Genomic DNA, 20,767 nt, shown 5'->3' on the forward strand with positions numbered 1-20,767 from the left:
TACGCCGGGGGATAGTTATTTAGCCTTTATAGGGCACATCATTTTTAGAACTTTGTAAAATGCGGGGTCCACGAATAAACGGGCGTACCGTAACTGGCACAAATCTGCGCATAGGTCGTACTGCCGTAGCCATTGCACTGAAACATCCCTGGCGAATACTGGCAATGTCCATTATGACTAGGATGTAAAAAACAACGACTTAATCCCAAACCGGGAGCAAAAGTACTAAATCCGTCCTCACTCACGTAGAAACTATCTGATTTTAATTCTCCCCACTTGCTTACATCTATATCTAACGCCTCTTTGTCAGTGGTATATTCACCATTGGCTAAATAATAGCGTTCCTCCGCCTCTTGTAGGGCTTTTAAAACAGGCAACACTTGCGCTATGCGTGCCTTAATGACTGCTTTTTGGTATTGGGGCACAGCCACCGCCGCCAATATGCCGATAATAAGCACGACGACTAACAATTCTATGAGGGTAAAACCACTGATTGCCGTGCAAGAAATATTAGCCGTACGGACACCTTCTATTATGCTGTCATTCCCGAGTGTCTGCTGGCGAGGAGTGCTCGGGGATTTGTCACTTTTCTTTTTTGATAACAAGAGATCCCCGACTACAACACTCGGGAATGACAAGAACAAAAAACAAGAAACCCGAACCCAGCGGGCCGCCAAATTTCTCGGGGATGACAACCACAACCACGACAGATCCCGTATAAAGACACTACGGGATGACGACATAACAACACAATAAAAAACAAGACCGTTATAAAAATGGGGATCATTCTGAACTTGTTTCAGGATCTACCGATTGTGTTGTTTAGTGTGTTGTTATTTAAAAAGGTCATACTGGAAGGGTTGCTTGCGCGGAGCGTTCCAGTATCTGTTGTTCTCCTCTTTTTTAATAACGACAGATCCTGGACTACGACTTTCCAGGATGACGGCACAATGCTCTCCCCCAAGGCGTTCAGCCGGATATGGTAAAATATATATATGATTTCTCCTTTTAAAATTCTTGCCAAAGACCCACATTGTAAAGCCCGCACCGGCGTGTTGTACACCAAGCACGGCGCGGTGCATACCCCGGTTTTTATGCCGGTAGCCACGCAAGCCTGCGTAAAGGCCTTGACCGATGAAGATTTAAAAAACGCCGGGGCGGAGTGTCTGCTATCTAACACGTACCATTTGTACCTGCGCCCGACGACTAAAATTTTAAAGCAAATGGGCGGTCTGCATAAATTTATGCATTGGGGCGGTAGCATTTTGACCGACTCGGGCGGATTTCAGGTATATAGTTTGCCCAAGTTCCGCAAAATCAAAGAAGAGGGAGTAACTTTCCAGTCCCACCACGACGGAAGCAAACACCTCTTCACGCCGGAAAACGTTATCCAGTTTGAAAGTGAAATTGGCTCCGATATTTGGACGATGTTAGACGTGTGTATCCACGCCAAAAACCCGTCCAAGCACGAGGCCCGCGAAGCCCTAAACATCACCAAACGCTGGGCCGAACGCGCCGCAAAAGCCTATCAGCAAACCGTGCCCGAGCAGCATATCACGCAAAACGAGGACGGCTCTTTTACCGTCGGAAATTCGCTTCTGTTCGGCATCATCCAAGGGGCCATTTTCCCCGATTTACGCAAGGAAGCGGCCCTGCATATGGCCTCCTTGCCCACGCACGGATACTGCATTGGCGGGCTATCGCTGGGTGAAACCTTAGAGCAAATGAACGAATCCGTTTTGGCGGTAACTGACAATTTGCCCGAGGGCAAACCGCGCTACTTTATGGGATTAGGAACGCCTGTGGAAATTTTGAACTCCATTGAACGCGGCGTAGATATGTTTGATTGCGTATGGCCCACCCGCGTAGCGCGCAACGGTATGGTAATGACCAGCACCGGGCGCGTGAACATCAAAAATGCGGAATACCGCACGCAAGATATCCCGCTGGATGCGGAGTGCGACTGCTACACCTGCCGCCGCTATTCCCGCGCGTACTTGTGCCATCTGTACCGCTCGGCGGAACTGACAAGCCACCGTCTGCTAAGCATACACAATATCCGCTTTTTAATCCGCCTGGCCGAACGCGCCCGTGAAGCCATTAAAAACGGTACGTTTATGCAATTAAAAGAGGAAGTAATCCGCAAGTACCAAGGCAACTAATTTGTACTGCAAAAAGGAAAGAGCGGCTAAACACAAGCCGCTCTTTTTTGTACCCAAAAAACTGCCCCGAACCTTTTGGCCCGGGGCGGAATTTGTTTTATTCAACCTTATAAATACTTGCCCGTTACGCTCTGCGGAGTACTTTTTATATCTTCCACCGTTCCGGCGGCAACAATTTGCCCGCCCAATTCTCCCCCGCCGGGCCCCATATCAATCAGGTAGTCGGCGTTGCGGATAACATCTTGGTCGTGTTCAATCACCACCACCGTGGCCCCGCTTTCAATCAGCGTTTGGAACACAGTAAGCAAGGTCCGCACATCCAGCGGGTGCAAACCGATTGTGGGTTCATCAAACACAAACACCGAATCCGTCTGCGTTTTGCCCATTTCGCTGGCGAGTTTCAGCCGCTGGGCTTCTCCGCCAGAAAGGCTGGGCGTTTCTTCTCCCAAGGTTAAATAGCCAAGCCCCAACTGCGCCAGCACCGCTAGGCGCTGCTGAACCACCTTTAACCCGCCGCAAGCGGCCAGCGCGGAGTTTACGTCCATATCCATTAACTGCGGGAGCGAAAAAGTCTGCCCCTCTTTATCAGTATAAGAAATACTCCCCGCCGCCGTACCGTAGCGCGAACCGCGGCAAGAAGGACAAGGAACCTCTACATCGGGCAAAAACTGCACATCTAAACTAATCACGCCCGTGCCGTCGCAAGTAGGGCAGCGCAATTTACCCGTGTTGTAGGAAAAATCCCCCGCCTTGTATCCGACCGCCTTGGCCGCGGGCGTTTTGGCAAAAATTTTGCGCAGTTCGTCGTGTACGTTAGCATATGTCGCCACCGTGGAACGCACGTTAATGCCTATCGGCGTAGCGTCAATCAGTTTTACCTGCGTAATACCCGGCGCCTGCACGGCCCGGATATGCGCGGGCAAGGGTTTGTGCTGAGTGTAAGCCTGCAAGGCGGGTACCAAACTTTCCAAAATAAGCGTTGTTTTGCCTGAACCGGACACCCCGGTAACCACCGTTAATTTGCCCTTTGGAATATCCACTTCTAACGGGTGGACGGTGTGCAAGGCGCTGGTAGCCAAGTGGATTTTCCCGGCGGAAAACAAATCTTCTTTTTTAGCACGCGGGCGAACCTGAACTGTCGCCTTGCCGGATAAAAACGGCCCAATTTGCGAAGCGGGATTTTGTTCTATTTCCTTCAAGGTTCCCTCGGCAATCACGCGTCCGCCGCCGGCCCCGGCTTGCGGGCCCATTTCAATAAACCAGTCCGCCTGCGACAAAATTTGAGTATCGTGGTCCACTAAAATAACGGAATTTCCGTCCGCAATTAAATCGTGCATTACGCCATTTAATCCCACAATATTGGACGGGTGCAAGCCGATAGACGGCTCGTCTAACACATACAAAACGCCCGTCGTCCGGTTACGCACAGCGCGGGCCAGTTGCATCCGCTGGCGTTCCCCGGTGGACAAGGTGGAAGCCGCGCGGTCCAACGTTAAATAACCTAACCCTAAATCCATTAACCGCTTGGCGGCCGACAAAAACGAATCGCAAATATCCTTGGCCATCGGGCGCATTTCAGCGGGCAGGTGGCTGGGCACTTGTTCCACCCACGCGCGCAAATCAGCCAAGTTTTTTTGGCAGGCTTCATTTAGGGATATTCCGCACAAGCGGGGTGCACGCGCCGCCGCCGACAGGCGGGAACCGCCGCAATCGGGGCAAATTTCGCGTTTTAAAAATTTTTCTACCCGTTTCATCCCCTGCTCGTCCTTTACCTTAGCAAGGGCATTTTGAACGGTGTAAACAGCGTTATAATAGGTAAAGTCCAACTCTCCGGCCTGATTGGTTTTTTTGGCCTTGTAGAAAATATGCTTTTTTTCGGCGGGGCCGTTGTAAACAATCTCTTTTTCCTGGTCCGTCAAATCCTTAAACGGGACATCGGTCCGCACGCCCATTTCCCGGCACACGTCGGTCATCAGCGACCACATCAGCGAATTCCACGGAGCCACCGCACCTTGGTCAATCGTCAAATTTTCATCGGGCACCAAGGTTGTTTTATCCACGGTCCAAACCGTTCCCGTACCGTCGCAAGTTGGGCAGGCCCCCTGGCTGTTAAAGGCCAACTCCTCGGCAGACGGTGCAAAAAAGTGAGCGCCACACTCCGGGCAAACCAGTTCCTTTCCGGCGGCTACCGCCAAGGACGGCTTAACATAGTGTCCGTTGGGACAGCGGTGTTGGGCCAAGCGGGAGAACATCAAACGCAAACTGTTTAGCAGTTCCGTGCCCGTACCAAAGGTACTGCGGATGCCGGGCACACCGGGGCGCTGGTGCAAGGCAAGCGCGGCGGGCACATACAGCACCTCATCCACTTGCGGACGGGCGGCCTGCGTCATCCGGCGGCGTGTATAGGTGGAAAGGGCCTCCAAGTAGCGGCGCGAACCCTCGGCATATAAAACGCCCAACGCCAGCGAGGACTTGCCCGAGCCGGACACCCCCGCAATGCCCACAATTTTATTAAGGGGCACTTCCACATCAATATTTTTAAGGTTATGCACCCGCGCACCGCGGATTTTAATTTTATCTACCACCCAAACTCCTCCTTACAGCACTGTTCCAAAACCGTTTGGGCAAGGGCGGTATTGGAAATTTCTTTACGGCATTTTGTAATAGCGGCAACTTTGCCAAGTGGTTACATAGGTTGCCCCGTATAATTTTTGGCAAAAGGAGCCGGCTTCTTTTTTAAAATAATTGGCGTGCTCATAGCAATACAAATTCCCGGCAGACAGCCCGCCCGCAAAATCTCGCAGCGGAATTTTAAACCCGCCACAGGCATAATCCCCGCGGATAAAGGCCCCCGCTACAAAGGTGGAAATATCCGCATTGGCATTATTATTAAGCGTTACCACAAAATCGTTGTCCGCGCGGGAAGCATCGTTAGACGCGGTGTACATCGCACAATACGCACTCGCGGGTTTGTTAGGCAGCGACGGCACTATATCCAAATCTTCGTAGGCGTGGGCATATGAACCGTTTGCCATATAATACGTCTGCTGGGCCTCGTAAACCGTTTTAATAGTGGCTAAATATTTAGCACTCCGGCTTTTGAGCACGGCCTTGATGTATTGTGGCAAAGCCACCGCAGCCAAAATACCAATAATCAACACCACTACTAACAACTCAATGAGCGTAAAACCTTTCTTCAGTTATTTCTCCTTGTTATACCGAGCCCCGATATAACAAGAAGCCAAAACAATAAAAACGGCTGTTATATCCGAGCTAATCACACTAACCCAAATAATAACAGCCGCGGCCCTCTGCCATATAAAAAATATGGCAGAAAGCACTCAGCACGGAACAACCGGGTAATTAGTCCGTTTATTCCGTGCTTAAAACGACTGTTTTTGGAGTGTGATTATGCCGTTGGTATCCCAACAGCGCACCGTATTCCGCATACGGTTCCAAAAACAGAACAAATTGTCTTGCAAGAAAAAGGCTTGCAATACTGCTTTTTACTTCTTTATTATAACATATTTAAAAAAATCCCCGCGCCTATACAACCAGCACGGGAATTTTTTATTCTTCTAAAACCGCTTCGCCTGTTTTTTCCTCCGGCGCGGGCTCTTTGCGCTTGGGTTTTGGCAAAAGCGAAAACAACGCATACGCGCTTAACATCTGCATTGTAAACGCAAGCGAAATAAATACATACTTATAAACCGCCATCATTTCTACGGACGGCTGGCCCATTAAGGCGTACATCCACCCGCTTACTACGCGCAAAAGCGGCACAAAGGTAAAGTCCGCATTGGTAAGCAGGGCAAGCGCCCCTTGCAAGGCAGTTAAAACCCACACGGCCCGCTCGTGCAAGAGAACAAACACCACCTGCGCCAAGTATAACACCAAAAACCCGGCGTGTAGCCGGAGCAAAATTCCGTCCGTGGAAAAATCCCGCGCCACTAAAAACAAATTTACGAGCGCACCGAACAGGCAAAAGCAAACAATCACTTTTACCCAAATGTTCAGCCCCGTAAAACGCGCAATCAGTTTTTCCATAATCAGCGGTTTAAAGACAGCGCAGCCTTGCGCGCGTGTACCTGCAACGCAAGCGCAATCAAGCCTTCCAAAATCTGTCCGTAATCTTCCCCGCACGCGCTAAACAGTTGCGGGAAGAGGCTCGTTTCGCTCATCCCCGGCATTGTGTTAATTTCGGAGAAATAATATGCACCGTCTTTATCCATTAAAAAGTCCACACGCGCCAGCCCGCTTCCGCGCAGGGCACGGAAAACATTTTCGCTGTCTTGGCGCATTTTTTGTGCGAGGTCCGCCGGAATATCCGCCGGAACCTTGGTTTCGCACCCGCCCGCTACAATGTATTTGGCGTTATAGTCAAAAAATTCCCCAGCCACGGTGCGCAGTTCCCCGCAGGCGGAGGATTTTATATGGGCGCCCTCGCCGTAAATGGCGCAGAAAATTTCGCGGGCGTGGTCCACACCTTTTTCTATCAAAACGTCCGTATCAAACTGCAAGGCAAAATCCACCGCATCCTTTAATTCGTCCACGGTTTTTACTTTACGCACGCCGACGGACGACCCCAAACGGACAGGCTTTACAAACACGGGCAGGCCCTGCTCTTTCACCCACGCTTGCAAGGCGGACAAATCGTACCCGGCATCCTTGCTGACGGTTTTCCAAGGCAAAATCGGTACGCCCGCTTCGCGCGCAATCAGTTTGGCAATTTCCTTATCCATCCCCATTGCCGAAGCCAACACACCGCACCCCACATACGGGACGTCTAATGTTTCCAAAAAGCCCTGCATTGTGCCGTCCTCGCAGTTGGTGCCGTGCAAAACCGGGAACACCACATCGGCCTTGATAGCAAAAGAGCCGTCCAAGGCTGCCAAATTGGCATCGTCTTTAAGCACCGGGGTAATGGGTTTATCGGTGGGGTGTTGGGGTCCGCAAGCGTCTTGCAAGAACCAGCGGCCCTGCTTGCTGATAAATATAGGATAAACTTGGTATTTGTCTTTCTTTTCCGCCAACACGCGGCAAACCGTCTGCGCGCTATGTATGGAAACTTCGTGTTCGGTGGATTTCCCGCCGTACAATACTGCTACTTTTAAAATTGGCATTTTTTCTTCCTTATTGTAAAGGGGCCTGACGCTCGGCCAGGCCCTAAATATTGGTTATTTGTCTTCTCTAAATATAGACCATTTCATCCGGCCGATAAAACTGTCGGTCTTGGTCAAAAAGTCCTCACCGTCGTACATTGCTTCCGGCTGGGCTATCGGTTCGGCCACCTTAATTTCGGGCAAGTCCGCTTCCGTCAAAGGCTTTTTAGCGGGCGCGGCCACAGAGGCTTTTTCTACCTTTTGCGGAGCGGGCGGCTGCGGAAAAACGGGAGCCTGCGGCTTATGCGCCTGAGCCGCCTTTTGCAAGGTTTCCTCTTTGGCGCGTTCCTTTTCCTGCACGAGGCGGGCGGCCAACAGCGCGGCGCTCTGGTTGCGCAGTTGCTGGTTTTCCTTGGCCAGTTCCTTGGTTTCCCCCTCCAAACGCTCGGCGCGCTGTTTAAGGGCGGCAGATTGCAAGGAAAGGTCCTGCTTTTCTTTATTTACCTGGGCCAAACTTCCGGCCAAGGCTTCCTTTTTGCGTTCCACCAGTTCTAAATTCTCAACTAAATTTTGTTTTTCGCGGTTAAGTTGCGCCAAACTGTCCGCCAACGCTTCTTTTTCGCGCGTTAAGGTTTCGGCACGGGCGGCCAAGGTTTCCTTTTCGCGGTTGGCCTGTTCCAGGTTCCCGGCCAAAACATCTTTTTCTTGGTGAACAGCGGCCAAATCGCCGGACAGCGCGTCTTTGGCGTTACCCATTTCGTGCGAGCGGCGTTCCAACTCTTCTTTTTCCTGCGCCAAGTGCGCGGCCTGTTGGGTAAGGAGTTCCTTTTCCCGTTCCAGTTCGGCGGCGCGGGCAGTTAATTCCTCTTTCTCGCGCGTCAGGGTTTCCGCACGCGCGGATAAGGATTCTTTTTCTTTATTTAAATCTTCCGTATGATCGGCCAACGATGCTTTTTCCTGCGTCAGCGCGGCCACATTTTCGGCCAGTTCGTCTTTTTCGCGCCCCAAGGTTTCCGCCTGTTCGGCAAGCGCGGCGCGTTCGCGGCCTGAAATTTCGGCCTTTTCCGCCCAAGCCTCTTTTTCGTGCGTCAAGGTTTGGTTGGCGCTCGTCAAGGCGGCGTTGTAATTCGTTAAAGATTCGTTATGCTCTTTGAGTTCCGCGTTTTGGTGAGATAACTCTTCGTTGTGGTGTGCGAGTTCCTCGTTTTGCTGGCCCAACACCTCAATTTTGGCTTTGAGTTGCGCGATAACAGCGTCATTATCGTTAATTTTGGCCAGCAACTCCTTGAAATTCTTTTCCAAGGTTTCTTTTTCTTGCCGAACCGCATCCAGCGACTCTTGTGCGCGGGTTAATTCAGCCTGCAAGCCGTCGCGCTGGGATTCCAACGCCTGCAATTTTTCCGTAAACGAGGCCAACTGCTTTTTAGAGGCTTCGCTGTGGCTGGTTTGCAAAGCGGAAATTTCGGCTTTGAGGGCCGTCAGTTCGCGCTCTTTGGCTTCCAAGCGGGCCAAGGCTTCGTCTTTTTCGGCGGCGGCCTTATGGAGTTTTAAGTTTTCGGCCTTTAACGATTCAATTTCCTCTACCTGCTTCATACAAGTATCGGAAATTTCTTGCAGTTGGTTTTCCAGACTGGAAACCTTCTGCTGGTACTGCTGTTTAATGGAAATAATGCGCCCTTCAAAATCAAACGATTTAAAGCGTTCCTCGGCGGCGGTCAAACGGTCGCGCAAGGATAAAATTTCCTTGGCTTGCTCGGCCGATTTTTTAAGCGCTTCCATTTTTTCCTGCTGGACCTTTTTAATTTCGCGGTCCAACGCGCTGTTGACGGCCTTTAATTGCGAGGCTTTTTGCTTTAAACTGGAAATAATGCGTTCCTTTTCCTCACGCTCCAAGCGGGAGTTTTGCTGGGCAGGCGCAAAATGATAGACGGCGCGGGCCGATTCGGATGCGCCAAAGGCGGACGGAACCGGGTCAAAACTGCGCTGCACGTCGGGCTCGCGGAACGAGCGTTGCTCCTGCTGGGCACGGGAAAGGTTTTCCACGCTGGCCTTTAAATTGGCAATCGTGCGGGAAATATGTTCAAAAAAAGCGTCTTTATCTTTTTGGCGGTCCAAGGCTTCGCGCGTGCGGGCCAGTTCCGACAAAATCAACTGGTTTTGGCTGGCCGAGGCTTCAAAGCGCTCTTCCAGTTCGCGGATTTTCTGCTCCAATTTTTCAAACGAGCGTTCGTATTGGGCAGGTTTAGCGGGGATAGAATCCTCCCGCGAAGAATAGGTATTCACGGGCGGCGTAACGGGAGCGGAAAAAGTCTGCTCTTTAAATTTTTCCAAAAACTGGGCGATATCGCCGTGTCCGTCAAATTGGTTATTGTCTAACGCCATTTTTGCTCCCCGTCTAAAAAATACCTTACACTAAATTTAACCACAATACCCCCGCCGATGTCAACCCTGTTTTATGACGGGAAAACGCCCTATTTGGCTATCTGTCCGCGCACGGCTCCGGCCAAATAAAAAGAGCCCGTACACAGCACGCAGGGAAACTCCTTCACCAGGCGCATAGCCTGCCGCCAATCGGGCTCAAAGGTAACTTTTACACCCTTGGGCAAGGCAGCCCGGATATCGGCTTCATCCGTCCCACGGGCAGACGGCGGCACCGTGATAAAAATATATTTAAAATGCGGGCAGAGAAGCGAGAGCATTTTTTTGTAATCTTTATCCTTCATAAACCCGCACAGCAGGGCGGAATTTTCCCCAAACGGTGCCTGTTGCCAAAACTTCATCAACCCCTCTATGGCCTGCGGGTTATGGGCCCCGTCCAGCACCCAAGTATTTTTTTCGGTAGAAATAACCTCAAAGCGCCCCGGCAAATTAACTGTTTGGAAGGCCTTTTTAAGGGCTTTATCCGGCAGGGTCAAGGCCTTTGCAGCCTGATACACCAGGCACGCGTTGACCGCCTGCCGCGCGCCCAAGGTATGCAAGGGCCACACTTGGTTATCCGGCGTGTGGAGCACGGTTTGATTGTGATAAAAATCGTAGGAAGAAACGGAAAACGGCTCCCCCTCTTTTACAAAGTGCAAAGGGGCGTTGCGTTCCTTGGCGGTTTTGCGCAATACTTCGCGCGCGGAAAGAGCCATTTCACCCGCAAACACCGGAACATTGGGCTTAATAATGCCCGCCTTTTCAAAGGCGATTTGCGCCAAACTGGAACCCAAATATTGCGTATGGTCCAGCCCGATAGACGTAATCAGGCACGCCACGGGCGTACATACATTGGTGGGGTCTTTCCGCCCGCCAAGGCCCGTTTCCAGCACAACATACTGTACTTTTTGGCGGGCAAAATACAAAAGCGCGGCGGCTGTTAAAATTTCAAAAAAGTTAAGTTCTTCCTCTTCTTCTTGGAATACATCCAATACCGCCTTGGAAAAGGCTTGGCGGGAAATATTTTCCCCATCTATTTGTATGCGCTCCACAGGCGAAACCAAATGCGGCGACACAAAAAGCCCCGTTTTATAGCCAGCGGCAGTAAGCGCGGCGGCCATTAGGGTACTGACGGAGCCTTTGCCGTTCGTGCCCGCGACGTGGACGATTTTATAATGCTCCTGCGGATTTTCCAACCGCGCCAAAAGAGCGCGAAAACCTTCCAGCCCCGCGCCAACGCCTGCGCCGGTACGCTTTAAAATATAGTTAAAAACAACGTCAAAACTCATTTTTATCGGGATTATAACGGCGGATATCTGCGCCCAAAGCAGTTAATTTCTCTTCTAATTTTTCGTAACCGCGGTCAATGTGATACACGCGCTCCACTTCCGTTTCGCCCGCCGCACACAAGCCCGCAATAACCAAGGCCATACCGCCGCGCAAATCGGACGCTTGGACGTGCGCCGCGGAGAGTTCCTTTACGCCCGTTACGCGAGCAACGCTCTTTTCTGTGGAAATATTGGCCCCCATACGCACGAGTTCCGGTGCGTGCATAAAGCGGTTTTCAAAGATATCCTCATCCACCTCGGCCGTACCGTTGCACAGGGTCATTAACGTCATCCACGGGGCCTGCAAATCGGTAGCAAAGCCGGGATACGGCGCGGTGCGCACGCGCACGGGCTTAATATCGCCGTCATAGGCGTGGACGCGCACGGAGTCGTCGGTAATGTCCAAGGTAAAACCCGCTTCCTGCAAATCTTCCAGTAAAATGGAATTATGTTCCGGCACACACCCCGTAACGGTTACATCGCCGCGGGTGGCACAGGCGGCCAAGATATAGGAACCCGTTTCAATGCGGTCCGCCACAACGGTATGCTCCGCGCCGTGCAAGGAGGTTTTGCCCTGCACGATAAGTTGCCCTTTATCGCCTACGCGGATGTCCGCCCCCATTTTATTTAAAAATGCAATTACGTCGTCCACTTCCGGCTCCTTGGCGACGTTTTCCAAAATAGTTTCGCCTGGGATTAAGCAAGCGCACATCAGCAGGTTTTGCGTAGCCCCTACGCTGGGGAAGCGCAAAACGATTTTAGCCGGGGTTAATTTCTGGGCGTGGATAATTACGTTGCCGGATTTAATGTCGCACTCAGCGCCCAATTTTTCAAAACCCTTTAAATGGATATCCACCGGCCGCACGCCAATCGCGCAACCGCCGGGGAGCGGAATCTCCGCCGTTTTAAAGCGGGCTAACAGCGGCCCGGCCACCCAAAAACTGGCGCGCATTTGCTTCACCAGTTCATAGGGCAAGGTGTTTTTCAAAACGCCGTCTGCCGTAATGGTAACGGTGTTATCTTTATACTCCACCTTTTTGCCTAAATATTCCAAAATTTTAAGCGTAGTGCGCACGTCGCGCAAATTAGGCACGCGGTGCAAAACGCACGGTTCGTCCGTAAGCAAGGTGGCTACCAGAATAGGCAAGGCGGCGTTTTTACTGCCGCTGATGTGTACGGTGCCGTTTAATTTTTTACCGCCGTGAATAATAAATCTGTCCATATTAAAAACTCCGTTAAAAATTAAATTTTTCGGGCGAAAACAAACCGCTCTATGTTAAATATATCTTTTTTTACTTCCGCCTTCCAGCCAATTTCCATAAGTCCTCGCGCCAAGGGCCACGGCTGGCCTTTGCACAGTTCCAACGCCAATAGCCCGCCGGGGTTTAAATAACCGTCGGCGGCTTCGCACAGTGGGCGGGTAACCTCAAAGCCGTCTTCTCCGCCGTCCAACGCCAGGCGCGGTTCGTGCTGCACTTCGCGCGTTAGCGTGGCCAAATCAGCCGTTGGGATATAGGGCGGATTAGAAATAATTAAATCAAAGGTTCCCATTACGTTTTCCCACAAGTCGCTTTGCAAAAAGTGTACGCGCTCGGTCAAGCGGTGTTCGCACGCGTTTTCCTGCGCCACTTTTAGGGCCGCTTCACTTTTATCCACGGCCAATACCTGCGCATTGGGAAATTTATTTGCCAATGCCAAAGCAATACACCCGCTGCCCGTGCACATATCCAAAAAGGCATAACGGCCCTTTTTGTCAAAAAGCGCAGATACCTGTTCCACCAAGTCCTCGGTTTCCGGGCGGGGCGTTAAAACATCAGGTGTAACGCGGATATCCAATCCGCAAAAGGGTTGAAAACCCACAATATGCGAAAGGGGCTCACCGTCTGCCTTGCGTGCTAAAAAACGCTCAAATTGGGCTTGCTGTCCGGCGGAAACGGCTTCGGAACCGTTGGCAAGCACCCACGTCCGGCTGACGCCCAGCGCGTAGGCGAGTAACCACTCGGCGTTGGCTTCGGGCTCGTCCGATCCGGCCGCCTGCAAGCGGGAAACGGCGGCGGATAAAAGTTGGGAAACGGTATTCATAAATCTCCTTAAAAAAAAGCCGGGCGGAAAACAGCCCGCCCGGCAACCAAATTACAACTTATCAGATTTGCAGATTTTTAAGTTTCTGCTCCACACGGTACGCGCGCAAATCCTCTAAAATAGGCTCAATGTTGCCTTCCATAATTTCCATTAAGTTATGGTAGGATTTGTCGGTGCGGTGGTCGGTAACGCGGCTCTGCGGAAAGTTATAGGTGCGGATTTTTTCGCTGCGGTCGCCCGTGCCCACCTGAGCCTTGCGTTCGTCATAAATTTCTTTATTGCGCTTTTCTTCTTCAATTTGATAGAGTTTCGCGCGGAGCATAGCCATTGCTTTTTCGCGGTTTTTGCCTTGGTGGCGTTCCTCGCGGCAGGAAACCACAATGCCCGTAGGCTTGTGGATAATGCGCACGGCGGTTTCCACCTTGTTTACGTTCTGGCCGCCCGCGCCGCCGGAACGGCAGGTTTCCATTTCCAAATCTTCGGGGCGGATTTCAATATCAATTTCCTCGGCTTCCGGCATAATGGCTACCGTAACCGTAGAGGTGTGCACGCGTCCGGCCGTTTCGGTATCCGGCACGCGCTGTACACGGTGCGTACCCGACTCGTTGCGAAGCCACGAATAGGCGCCTTCGCCCTTGATAAACATACTGACGTATTTGCAGCCCTTTAAACCGGTAGGCGTAAATTCCAAAATTTCGGTGCTCCACCCCTTGGTTTGGGCAAAGTGCTGATATACGCGCAAGAGTTCCGCCGCGAACAGGGCGGCTTCGTCCCCGCCTGCACCGGGGCGGATTTCCAAATAGATATTTTTGGAATCGTTGGGGTCCGGCGGAATAACCAAAATGCGCAGTTCCTTTTGCAGTTCGGGCAGTTTGGCTTCCAGTTCCGCCAGTTCATCGGCGGCCATTTTGACAAGTTCTTTGTCTTCGCCCGCTTCAATCATCGCGCGGTCGTCGGCGATGGCTTTTTCGGCGGCGTTGATTTCTTGTTCCTTTTCAATAATGGGTTTTAAAAACGCGTGGCGTTTGGCCTTGACGGCTAAATCTTGGCTGGACAAATTGCCCGCGGACAATTCGTCTTCCAACTGTTTAAATTCGGCTACGTATTTGGAGGTATCCATACAAATTCCTTACGGCAAATTAACTGCAAAGAAAAAGAGCAGACCCCCTTTCGGACAGTCTGCTCTTTTGTAAAAAAACGGCTATTTGGCTTCTTCGGCTTTGGCTTCCGCTTTTTTGGCGGGCTTTTTGGCGGCGGCTTTCTTGGCCACTACCGGTTTTCTCGCCAATTTGGCTTTCGCTTTCACTTCCGTTTTCGGTTTGCGGACCAAGGTTTTGCCTTCGGTTTTCGCAAAGCGTTTGTTGAATTTTTCTACCATACCTTCGGTATCCAGCAATTTCTGTTTGCCGGTAAAGAACGGGTGGCAAGCGGCGCAGATGTCCAATTTCAAAGTTTTGGCCGTGGAGCGGGTCATAAATTTGTTGCCGCAGGCGCAAACGGCTTCTACGAATTCATAGTTCGGGTGTATTTTTTCTTTCATTTTATAGTCTTCCTTTCAAAATCTTATAGTTTATTTTACCATAAATTGCGGGTTTAGGAAAGGTTTTCTTTCCCCCGCCCACGCTAAAAAGCGTTTACTTCCATTTGTTTAAAGAAATCCTTGTTGGATTTGGTGGAGGATAACTTTTCCAAAAGAAGCGTCATCGCGTCCACGGAACTGAGCGGAGCCAGCACTTTGCGCATAATCCAAACCTTGTTCAGTTCGTCTTCCGACAAGAGCAAATTTTCCTTACGCGTAGAACTGCGGTTGATGTCCACCGCCGGGAAAATGCGGCGTTCGGAAAGTTTGCGGTCCAGGCACAGTTCGCTGTTGCCCGTACCTTTAAACTCTTCAAAGATTACTTCGTCCATACGGCTGCCGGTCTCAATCATTGCGGTAGCGATAATGGTTAAAGACCCCCCTTCTTCAATGTTGCGCGCGGCGCCCAAAAAGCGTTTGGGCTTTTGCAAGGACGTGGCTTCCAAGCCGCCTGTCAGCACGCGGCCCGAAGACGGGGCAACCGTGTTGTAGGCACGGGCCAAGCGGGTAATGGAGTCCAGCAAAATGACCACATCTTTGCCCTGTTCGGCCAAGCGTTTGGCTTTTTCAAGCACCATTTCGGCCACCTGGACGTGGCGGTCGGCGGGCTCGTCAAACGTAGAGGCCACCACTTCGCCCTTTACGCTGCGGCTCATATCGGTTACTTCTTCGGGACGTTCGTCAATCAAAAGGACCATTAACACTGCGTCTTTATAGTTTTGGGCGATAGAGTGCGCAATCGCCTGCAAAATCATTGTTTTACCGCTTTTGGGCGGCGCCACAATCAACGCGCGCTGGCCCTTACCGATAGGCGCAATCAAATCAATCACGCGCTGGGTAAGAGACGATTTATCAATTTCCAGCGTAAAGCGTTCGTTGGGGTGGAGCGGAGTCAAGTTTTCAAACAGCGGGCGGTTGTAGATTTTATCGGAATCCACGCCGTTTACTTTTTGCACCTGCAACATAGCAAAAAAGCGTTCGTTGTCTTTGGGCGGGCGGATAAGGCCTTCAATGGTGTCGCCCTTGCGCAGGCCAAAGCGTTTGATTTGGGACGGAGAAACATAAATATCTTCGGCTCCGGCCAAATAGTTATTTTCTTCCGAGCGTAAAAAGCCAAAGCCGTCCGGCAAAATTTCCAACACGCCGCCGCCGTACACGGATCCGTTTTGCTTAGCCTGTACAGCCACAATGCGGCCGATAAGTTCCTGCTTGCGAAGGCCGGAAATATCTTCAATATTATAATTGACGGCCAGTTTCGTCAGTTCCGGCATACTGAGTTTGTTTAACGCGCGCGCGTCCATCGGTTTAGCCCCGTTGGGTTGGCGCGGAGCCTGCTGCATCATCGGGCGGGACATTGTGCGTCCAGTCCGGGCCGCGGGCCGTTGCGTTCTGGTTTCTTCGGCGGGCGCCGCGGAAGCGGCCGTTTTGACCGTTTTGGTTTCCTTGGCGGGTTTAGAGGTCTTTTCCTGCGTGGTATGTTCTTCCATTGTAACTCCTTACTTTACTCCGTAAATAAATGTAATCGCACGGATGAGGCGTTTTATTTTTAAGCCCAAATCTGCTTTACTGCCGCAGTTGGCCAGCACAATATCGGCCCTGCGGGCTTTTTCGTCTTCGGGCAACTGCGCGGCTATCCGGCGGTTGTATTCCGCCAAGGTTACCCCCCGCTCTTTTAAGCGTGCGGGCAAGGTGCGCTTGTCGCCCAATACTAAAATATTCAAATCGGTTAGTTTATCCCACCCCGCTTCAAATAAAAGCGGAACTTCAAACACAAAACAAGTGTGGGCGCTTTGTTTTATTTTTTGCGCGGCCGTCTGTAACACCAACGGGTGTAAAAAGGCTTCCAACTTTAAGCGGGCCGCCTGATTATTAAAAACCGCCTTTGCCACCTGTGCGGGCTGAAACGAACCAAACCAAGCGGACAGTTTTTGCTGAACGGCTGTTTTTTTATAAAGTTCGCGCACGATTTCGTCGCACGATAGCACTTCCGCACCGTTCTGTGCAAAAAAGTTTAAAGCCGTACTTTTGCCGCTTAGCATACTGCCCGTCAGGCCCAACACCAGTTTGTCTTTCACGCGTAAATTCATAAAGGCAGTTTTTCTAATTCGTACCAGTTCTTCCCGGCTTTGGCTGCCGCCAGCAGGGGAACCCGCAATTTGACGGCATTTTGCATTAATTCTTTAATGCGGGCCGCCGTTTCGGTCAGTCCTTCCTGTGGCACTTCAAAAATCAGTTCGTCGTGCACCTGCATTACCATTTGCACGGGCGTATTGCGGAAGGCGGAAAACACATCCACCATCGCCTTTTTAATAATATCCGCCGAACCGCCCTGCACAATCGTATTAATGGCCGCGCGCTGGGCAAAAGAGGTCATACTTCCAACCCCCATATTAAACTCCGGCAGGTAGCGGATATGCCCCAGCATTGTTTTTACATATCCGTTTTGGCGGGCGAGGGCGACATTTGCGTCTATCCACTCGCGCACGACACGGTAATTGCGGAAATAATTGTCTATATATTCTTTGGCTTCGCGCAGCGTAATGCCAAGCGCTTGGGAAAGGCCCATAGGGCCCTGTCCATAAATGATACCAAAATTAATTGCCTTGGCACTAGACCGCATTTGCTCCGTAACCATCAGCGGCATCACGCCAAACACTTGCGCCGCCGTCTGCGTGTGGATATCCCCACCGTCAAAAAAGGACTGGATAAGCACGGGGTCTTGGCTTTCGTGCGCCAGTACGCGCAAATCAATTTGGGAATAGTCCACGCTTAACAAAACATTTCCTTCCGCCGCACAAAAGGCCTTACGCAACAGGCGGCCCTTTTCCGTGCGGACGGGAATATTTTGCAGGTTGGGGCTGGAACTGGATAAGCGGCCCGTTACCGTGCCGGTTTGGTCCAAGTACGAGTGTACCTTGTTTTCATCGTCTGCCAGCAACAGCAAATTGTCCACATAAGTAGCCTTTAATTTACTGCTGGCCCGGTACTCCAAAATGGCCCGCGCCACCGGGTAGGTTTGCGCAATTTCTTCCAGCACCGATTCGTCGGTGGAATAGCCCGTTTTGGTTTTGCGCACAGGCGGAATTTTCATTTGTTCAAAAAGCAGTACGCCCAACTGCTTGGGGGAATTGATGTTCACCGGGTAACCGGCGCGGGCATCAATATCCTTTTGAAAGCGCACAATTTCCTGCTCCAATAATACTTTAAAACTTTCCAGCCACCCCGGGTCAATACGCAGGCCCGTAAATTCCATAGCAGACAGCACCATCATTAACGGGAGTTCCAAATTATTAAAAAGGTCCCATTGGTTGGCTTCCTTTAATTTGGCGGTTAAAACTTCCTGCAATTTCCAAATGTAGCGGTTGTATTCCTTTAATAATTCAAAGGCGTCATCCTCGCGCACGGTGGCGGAAAAATAATCCGCACACGCGCCCGCAAAACTCAAATCGCCCGACGGATTTAACAGATAACGCGCCAAACGTCCGTCAAAGCATTTTATAAATTGCCCGTGCACATTGATATTCAGTTCCCGCAGGGTAAGTTTTAAATCGTACCCAATTTTTTCAATGGAATCATTTTCCACTAATTTTTTGAGGGCCGCCAACTCCCACGGTTGGATATCACTAATAGGCGTGTAAGAGGCTTCCGCTTCGTTAAGCCCCAACACCAAAAATTCATCTTGCGCGTGCAGAAAAATACGCGTCGCGCTCTCCGCTTTTTTTAATGCGTCGCCCAGCAACAATTCCTTTTGCTCGGGCGTAGGGGCCGCAACGGCCGGACGCGGGGATTCAAAAAAGTCCAATAAATTTTTAAATTCGTATTCCTTAAACAACGCTTCCAACTGTGATTTATCCGGCGTGCGCACGCGGTAATCGTCCAAGTTAAAGGGCATATCCAAATTGGAATCAAACACCACCAACTGTTTGGATAGCAAGGCTTCACCCTCGTGTGTTAAAATCTTTTTGGCAAGCGCCGGTTTAAAATCGGGGTTATCACTATGTGCGGCGCGGAGGATGTCCTCCAAGTGGCCAAACTTATTAATCAGGTCCACCGCGCTTTTGGGGCCCACCCCCATTACGCCGGGCACATTGTCCGACGCGTCGCCCACGATAGAAAAATAATCGGGCAGGAAAGCCGTATCTACGCCGAATTTTTCCTTGGCGGCTTCCGGCCCCTTAAAGCCGTCCTTCCCGCCAAAGGGCCAAATGGAAATATATTCATTTAAAAATTGGTAAACGTCTTTGTCCGACGTAACAAACACGCTGGGCACCTTTTGCGCCGCGGCGTGGCGGGCCAAAAAGGCCATTAAATCGTCGGCTTCTATCCCCTGTTTGGCAACTACCGTTAAGCCCAAAGTATCTACTAAGCCACGCGCCAAATTCAACTGGCTGACAAGCGCATCGTCCGGCTTTTTGCGGTTTGCTTTATAGGCGGGCAATAACGCCTTGCGCCGCGCACAACCGCCGGGCGAATCAAAGCAGACGGCCACATACGCCGGGTTATGCTCACGCAGCATTTTGATGAGCCAGCGCAAAAAACCGTACAGCGCGCCCACCTCTTGCCCGGACGAGGTGGATAATTTCGGCAACGCGTGATAGTTGCGGTGCAAAAAGTTATGGGCATCAATTAAATAAAATTGCGGTTGTAGTTGGGTCATAGGCGGGATAGAGGCCCGCCCCGGGGTAGGGCGGGCGCTATACTATTTAAGGTTATTAATTTTTTCTTCCAGTTCCTGCTGAACAGCGGCGCCGGAAAGGGTAGAATATCCAATATGGGAATACATTACCGTATCGTTATACGCCACCACAAAGGTAGGCAACGAGGTAATGCCCCACGCATCTTTTAACAGCATTCCGTTTGTCGGTTTTACGTCGTTTTGCACATCTACCTTGCGGATAATTACGTTCTTGTCCTGCGCGTATTTTTTGGTAAGAGCAGTCATCATCGTCCGCTCGGCCGCGTGGCAAGGCCCGCAATAAGGCGCCGTAAACATCACAACAAACACTTGGTCTTTTCTAAGACCGTCATATTCCCGGCTGGTCATTGCGGGAATAGTAGCACTCTGCTGGGCCACGAGCGTAACGGCAAACAATACCACTACACACAAGGCCCCAAATAACTTCTTCATACAGCCTCCTTACAGCAAGGAGTTTAATTTTTCCTGCAAAGCGGCTTTGGACTGCAATCCCACGGTCTGCCCGACTAATTCTCCGTTTTTAAAGAAGAGCAAGGCAGGGATAGAAGAAATGCGGTATTTGGTGCTGGTGGCGATGCCTTCGTCGGTATTTAACTTGCAGACTTTTACTTTGCCCGCATACTCGGCGGCTAATTCTTCCACCACCGGGCCCAACATACGGCACGGCCCGCACCAAGTGGCCCAAAAGTCCACCATTACAGGTTCTTTGCTTTTTAATACTTCTTCTTCAAAATTGGCATCCGTCAAAATTACTTCGCTCATACTGCCCCCTTACTAAATTCAAATTTACTTATAGTGTACATAATTAGAGAGTACCAGACAAAGGCCCCTCTGTCAAGTTATATAAAAGGTTAAATATGGGATATTTTCCCCTTATATTAAAAACCGCCCTTTCCAAACAGCGGAAAGAGCGGTGTAAAACGCATTTTACAAAATTACAGGCCAGAACCAGCAGCAGAAGGCGCTTCACAACCACCATCCTTACCAGCGGTGCCATTGGCGCAACACTTACCACCACTCTTGGTTAAAGTATCCACACCGCAGAAGTCATTGCACAGGCCAGCACCATTAGCATCACCGGCCGTACAAGTTGTACCAGTGTTGCCATAGTAGCGACTCAAAGTGTAATTATATTGCAAGGTGTTAGGCCCAACACGTTTGGCTGTGGCAATGCCCGCGTTATAGGCAGTGCCAGACAAGGTAACTAAAAAGCCATTACCGGAACCACAACTTTTACCGCTAACAGTTCCTTTGGTGCAGAAAGAACTGCCAGTAGCACCTTTCGGGGCAACGTCCAAGCCCTGAAATTTGGTCGCATAATTGTTAATTTGCAAGTATTTGCGTTGTTGCGCTTGTGCAATAGAACCAAGCAACTGGTCGGCTTCCGTCATACGGGAGCG

The 20,767-nt window shown here is 50.9% G+C and carries 17 protein-coding genes and 1 pseudogene; 1 reads left to right on the top strand and 17 read right to left on the bottom strand.

Annotation, left to right across the window (positions count from 1 at the left end; genetic code table 11):
• Positions 1-44: 44 nt before the first annotated feature.
• Entirely contained in the window at positions 45-605 is a 561-nt protein-coding gene (locus B2118_RS05470) for a type IV pilin protein (RefSeq protein WP_428053933.1), read from the bottom strand.
• A 390-nt stretch (positions 606-995) separates the two neighbouring features.
• Here B2118_RS05470 and tgt point away from each other — a divergent pair, with 390 nt between their 5' ends.
• Positions 996-2,162, top strand: coding sequence for a tRNA guanosine(34) transglycosylase Tgt (gene tgt, locus B2118_RS05475; RefSeq protein WP_428053935.1), 1,167 nt, complete (start codon positions 996-998; stop codon positions 2,160-2,162).
• A gap of 107 nt (positions 2,163-2,269) precedes the next feature.
• Here tgt and B2118_RS05480 read toward each other — a convergent pair whose 3' ends face one another.
• The 16 genes and pseudogenes from B2118_RS05480 to B2118_RS05555 all read right to left on the bottom strand — a co-directional run.
• On the bottom strand, positions 2,270-4,747 hold the full coding sequence (locus B2118_RS05480; RefSeq protein WP_428053937.1) for an excinuclease ABC subunit UvrA: 2,478 nt from the start codon (positions 4,745-4,747) through the stop codon (positions 2,270-2,272).
• A gap of 63 nt (positions 4,748-4,810) precedes the next feature.
• Positions 4,811-5,326 (bottom strand): type IV pilin protein, encoded by a 516-nt coding sequence (locus B2118_RS05485; RefSeq protein WP_428053939.1) that lies wholly within the window; start codon positions 5,324-5,326, stop codon positions 4,811-4,813.
• A 406-nt stretch (positions 5,327-5,732) separates the two neighbouring features.
• Positions 5,733-6,209 carry a hypothetical protein gene (locus B2118_RS05490; protein ID WP_428053941.1) on the bottom strand — a complete coding sequence of 159 codons (477 nt, stop codon included), beginning with the start codon at positions 6,207-6,209 and terminating at the stop codon, positions 5,733-5,735.
• A gap of 2 nt (positions 6,210-6,211) precedes the next feature.
• Complete coding sequence (locus tag B2118_RS05495; protein ID WP_428053943.1) at positions 6,212-7,285, bottom strand: D-alanine--D-alanine ligase family protein; 1,074 nt, start codon at positions 7,283-7,285, stop codon at positions 6,212-6,214.
• A gap of 54 nt (positions 7,286-7,339) precedes the next feature.
• The gene (locus B2118_RS05500) at positions 7,340-9,646 is read right to left on the bottom strand and encodes a hypothetical protein (RefSeq protein ID WP_428053945.1); all 2,307 of its coding nucleotides are present in this window, start codon (positions 9,644-9,646) and stop codon (positions 7,340-7,342) included.
• 89 nt (positions 9,647-9,735) lie between these two features.
• The gene (locus B2118_RS05505; protein WP_428053947.1) at positions 9,736-10,971 is read right to left on the bottom strand and encodes a bifunctional folylpolyglutamate synthase/dihydrofolate synthase; all 1,236 of its coding nucleotides are present in this window, start codon (positions 10,969-10,971) and stop codon (positions 9,736-9,738) included.
• Positions 10,961-12,232, bottom strand: coding sequence for a UDP-N-acetylglucosamine 1-carboxyvinyltransferase (murA, locus tag B2118_RS05510; protein ID WP_428053949.1), 1,272 nt, complete (start codon positions 12,230-12,232; stop codon positions 10,961-10,963). Before murA ends, B2118_RS05505 begins: the two co-directional genes overlap by 11 nt.
• Before the next feature lie 20 nt (positions 12,233-12,252).
• Positions 12,253-13,092: a peptide chain release factor N(5)-glutamine methyltransferase gene (prmC, locus tag B2118_RS05515; RefSeq protein WP_428053951.1), complete on the bottom strand. Its 840-nt coding sequence runs from the start codon at positions 13,090-13,092 to the stop codon at positions 12,253-12,255.
• A gap of 61 nt (positions 13,093-13,153) precedes the next feature.
• A complete protein-coding gene (gene prfA / locus B2118_RS05520) occupies positions 13,154-14,212 on the bottom strand; it encodes a peptide chain release factor 1 (protein ID WP_428053953.1) in 1,059 nt (352 codons plus the stop codon).
• Positions 14,213-14,293: 81 nt separating this feature from the next.
• Positions 14,294-14,632: a 50S ribosomal protein L31 gene (gene rpmE, locus B2118_RS05525; protein WP_428053955.1), complete on the bottom strand. Its 339-nt coding sequence runs from the start codon at positions 14,630-14,632 to the stop codon at positions 14,294-14,296.
• 83 nt (positions 14,633-14,715) lie between these two features.
• Positions 14,716-15,972, bottom strand: coding sequence for a transcription termination factor Rho (gene rho / locus B2118_RS05530; protein ID WP_428053965.1), 1,257 nt, complete (start codon positions 15,970-15,972; stop codon positions 14,716-14,718).
• A 195-nt stretch (positions 15,973-16,167) separates the two neighbouring features.
• A complete protein-coding gene (gene coaE / locus B2118_RS05535; RefSeq protein WP_428053957.1) occupies positions 16,168-16,758 on the bottom strand; it encodes a dephospho-CoA kinase in 591 nt (196 codons plus the stop codon).
• Positions 16,755-19,328 (bottom strand): DNA polymerase I, encoded by a 2,574-nt coding sequence (polA, locus tag B2118_RS05540; protein ID WP_428053959.1) that lies wholly within the window; start codon positions 19,326-19,328, stop codon positions 16,755-16,757. The genes coaE and polA overlap by 4 nt, the downstream gene beginning before the upstream one ends.
• 42 nt (positions 19,329-19,370) lie before the next feature.
• Positions 19,371-19,799 carry a thioredoxin family protein gene (locus B2118_RS05545; protein WP_428053961.1) on the bottom strand — a complete coding sequence of 143 codons (429 nt, stop codon included), beginning with the start codon at positions 19,797-19,799 and terminating at the stop codon, positions 19,371-19,373.
• Between the two features lie 9 nt (positions 19,800-19,808).
• Entirely contained in the window at positions 19,809-20,129 is a 321-nt protein-coding gene (gene trxA / locus B2118_RS05550) for a thioredoxin (protein WP_428053963.1), read from the bottom strand.
• Between the two features lie 173 nt (positions 20,130-20,302).
• Positions 20,303-20,767 (bottom strand): annotated as a pseudogene (locus tag B2118_RS05555) (hypothetical protein); the annotation flags it as partial.

It is taken from the genome of Candidatus Avelusimicrobium stercoris, assembly GCF_002437085.1.
GTDB lineage: Bacteria > Elusimicrobiota > Elusimicrobia > Elusimicrobiales > Elusimicrobiaceae > Avelusimicrobium > Avelusimicrobium stercoris.

What these genes read in the sequence shown, in the direction of transcription:
- tgt (WP_428053935.1), top strand. Translation starts at nt 996, where the DNA reads ATGATTTCTCCTTTTAAAATTCTTGCCAAAGACCCACATTGTAAAGCC.
- B2118_RS05490 (WP_428053941.1), bottom strand. Translation starts at nt 6,209, where the DNA reads ATGGAAAAACTGATTGCGCGTTTTACGGGGCTGAACATTTGGGTAAAA.
- B2118_RS05495 (WP_428053943.1), bottom strand. Translation starts at nt 7,285, where the DNA reads ATGCCAATTTTAAAAGTAGCAGTATTGTACGGCGGGAAATCCACCGAA.
- B2118_RS05500 (WP_428053945.1), bottom strand. Translation starts at nt 9,646, where the DNA reads ATGGCGTTAGACAATAACCAATTTGACGGACACGGCGATATCGCCCAG.
- B2118_RS05505 (WP_428053947.1), bottom strand. Translation starts at nt 10,971, where the DNA reads ATGAGTTTTGACGTTGTTTTTAACTATATTTTAAAGCGTACCGGCGCA.
- murA (WP_428053949.1), bottom strand. Translation starts at nt 12,232, where the DNA reads ATGGACAGATTTATTATTCACGGCGGTAAAAAATTAAACGGCACCGTA.
- prmC (WP_428053951.1), bottom strand. Translation starts at nt 13,092, where the DNA reads ATGAATACCGTTTCCCAACTTTTATCCGCCGCCGTTTCCCGCTTGCAG.
- prfA (WP_428053953.1), bottom strand. Translation starts at nt 14,212, where the DNA reads ATGGATACCTCCAAATACGTAGCCGAATTTAAACAGTTGGAAGACGAA.
- rpmE (WP_428053955.1), bottom strand. Translation starts at nt 14,632, where the DNA reads ATGAAAGAAAAAATACACCCGAACTATGAATTCGTAGAAGCCGTTTGC.
- rho (WP_428053965.1), bottom strand. Translation starts at nt 15,972, where the DNA reads ATGGACGCGCGCGCGTTAAACAAACTCAGTATGCCGGAACTGACGAAA.
- coaE (WP_428053957.1), bottom strand. Translation starts at nt 16,758, where the DNA reads ATGAATTTACGCGTGAAAGACAAACTGGTGTTGGGCCTGACGGGCAGT.
- polA (WP_428053959.1), bottom strand. Translation starts at nt 19,328, where the DNA reads ATGACCCAACTACAACCGCAATTTTATTTAATTGATGCCCATAACTTT.
- B2118_RS05545 (WP_428053961.1), bottom strand. Translation starts at nt 19,799, where the DNA reads ATGAAGAAGTTATTTGGGGCCTTGTGTGTAGTGGTATTGTTTGCCGTT.
- trxA (WP_428053963.1), bottom strand. Translation starts at nt 20,129, where the DNA reads ATGAGCGAAGTAATTTTGACGGATGCCAATTTTGAAGAAGAAGTATTA.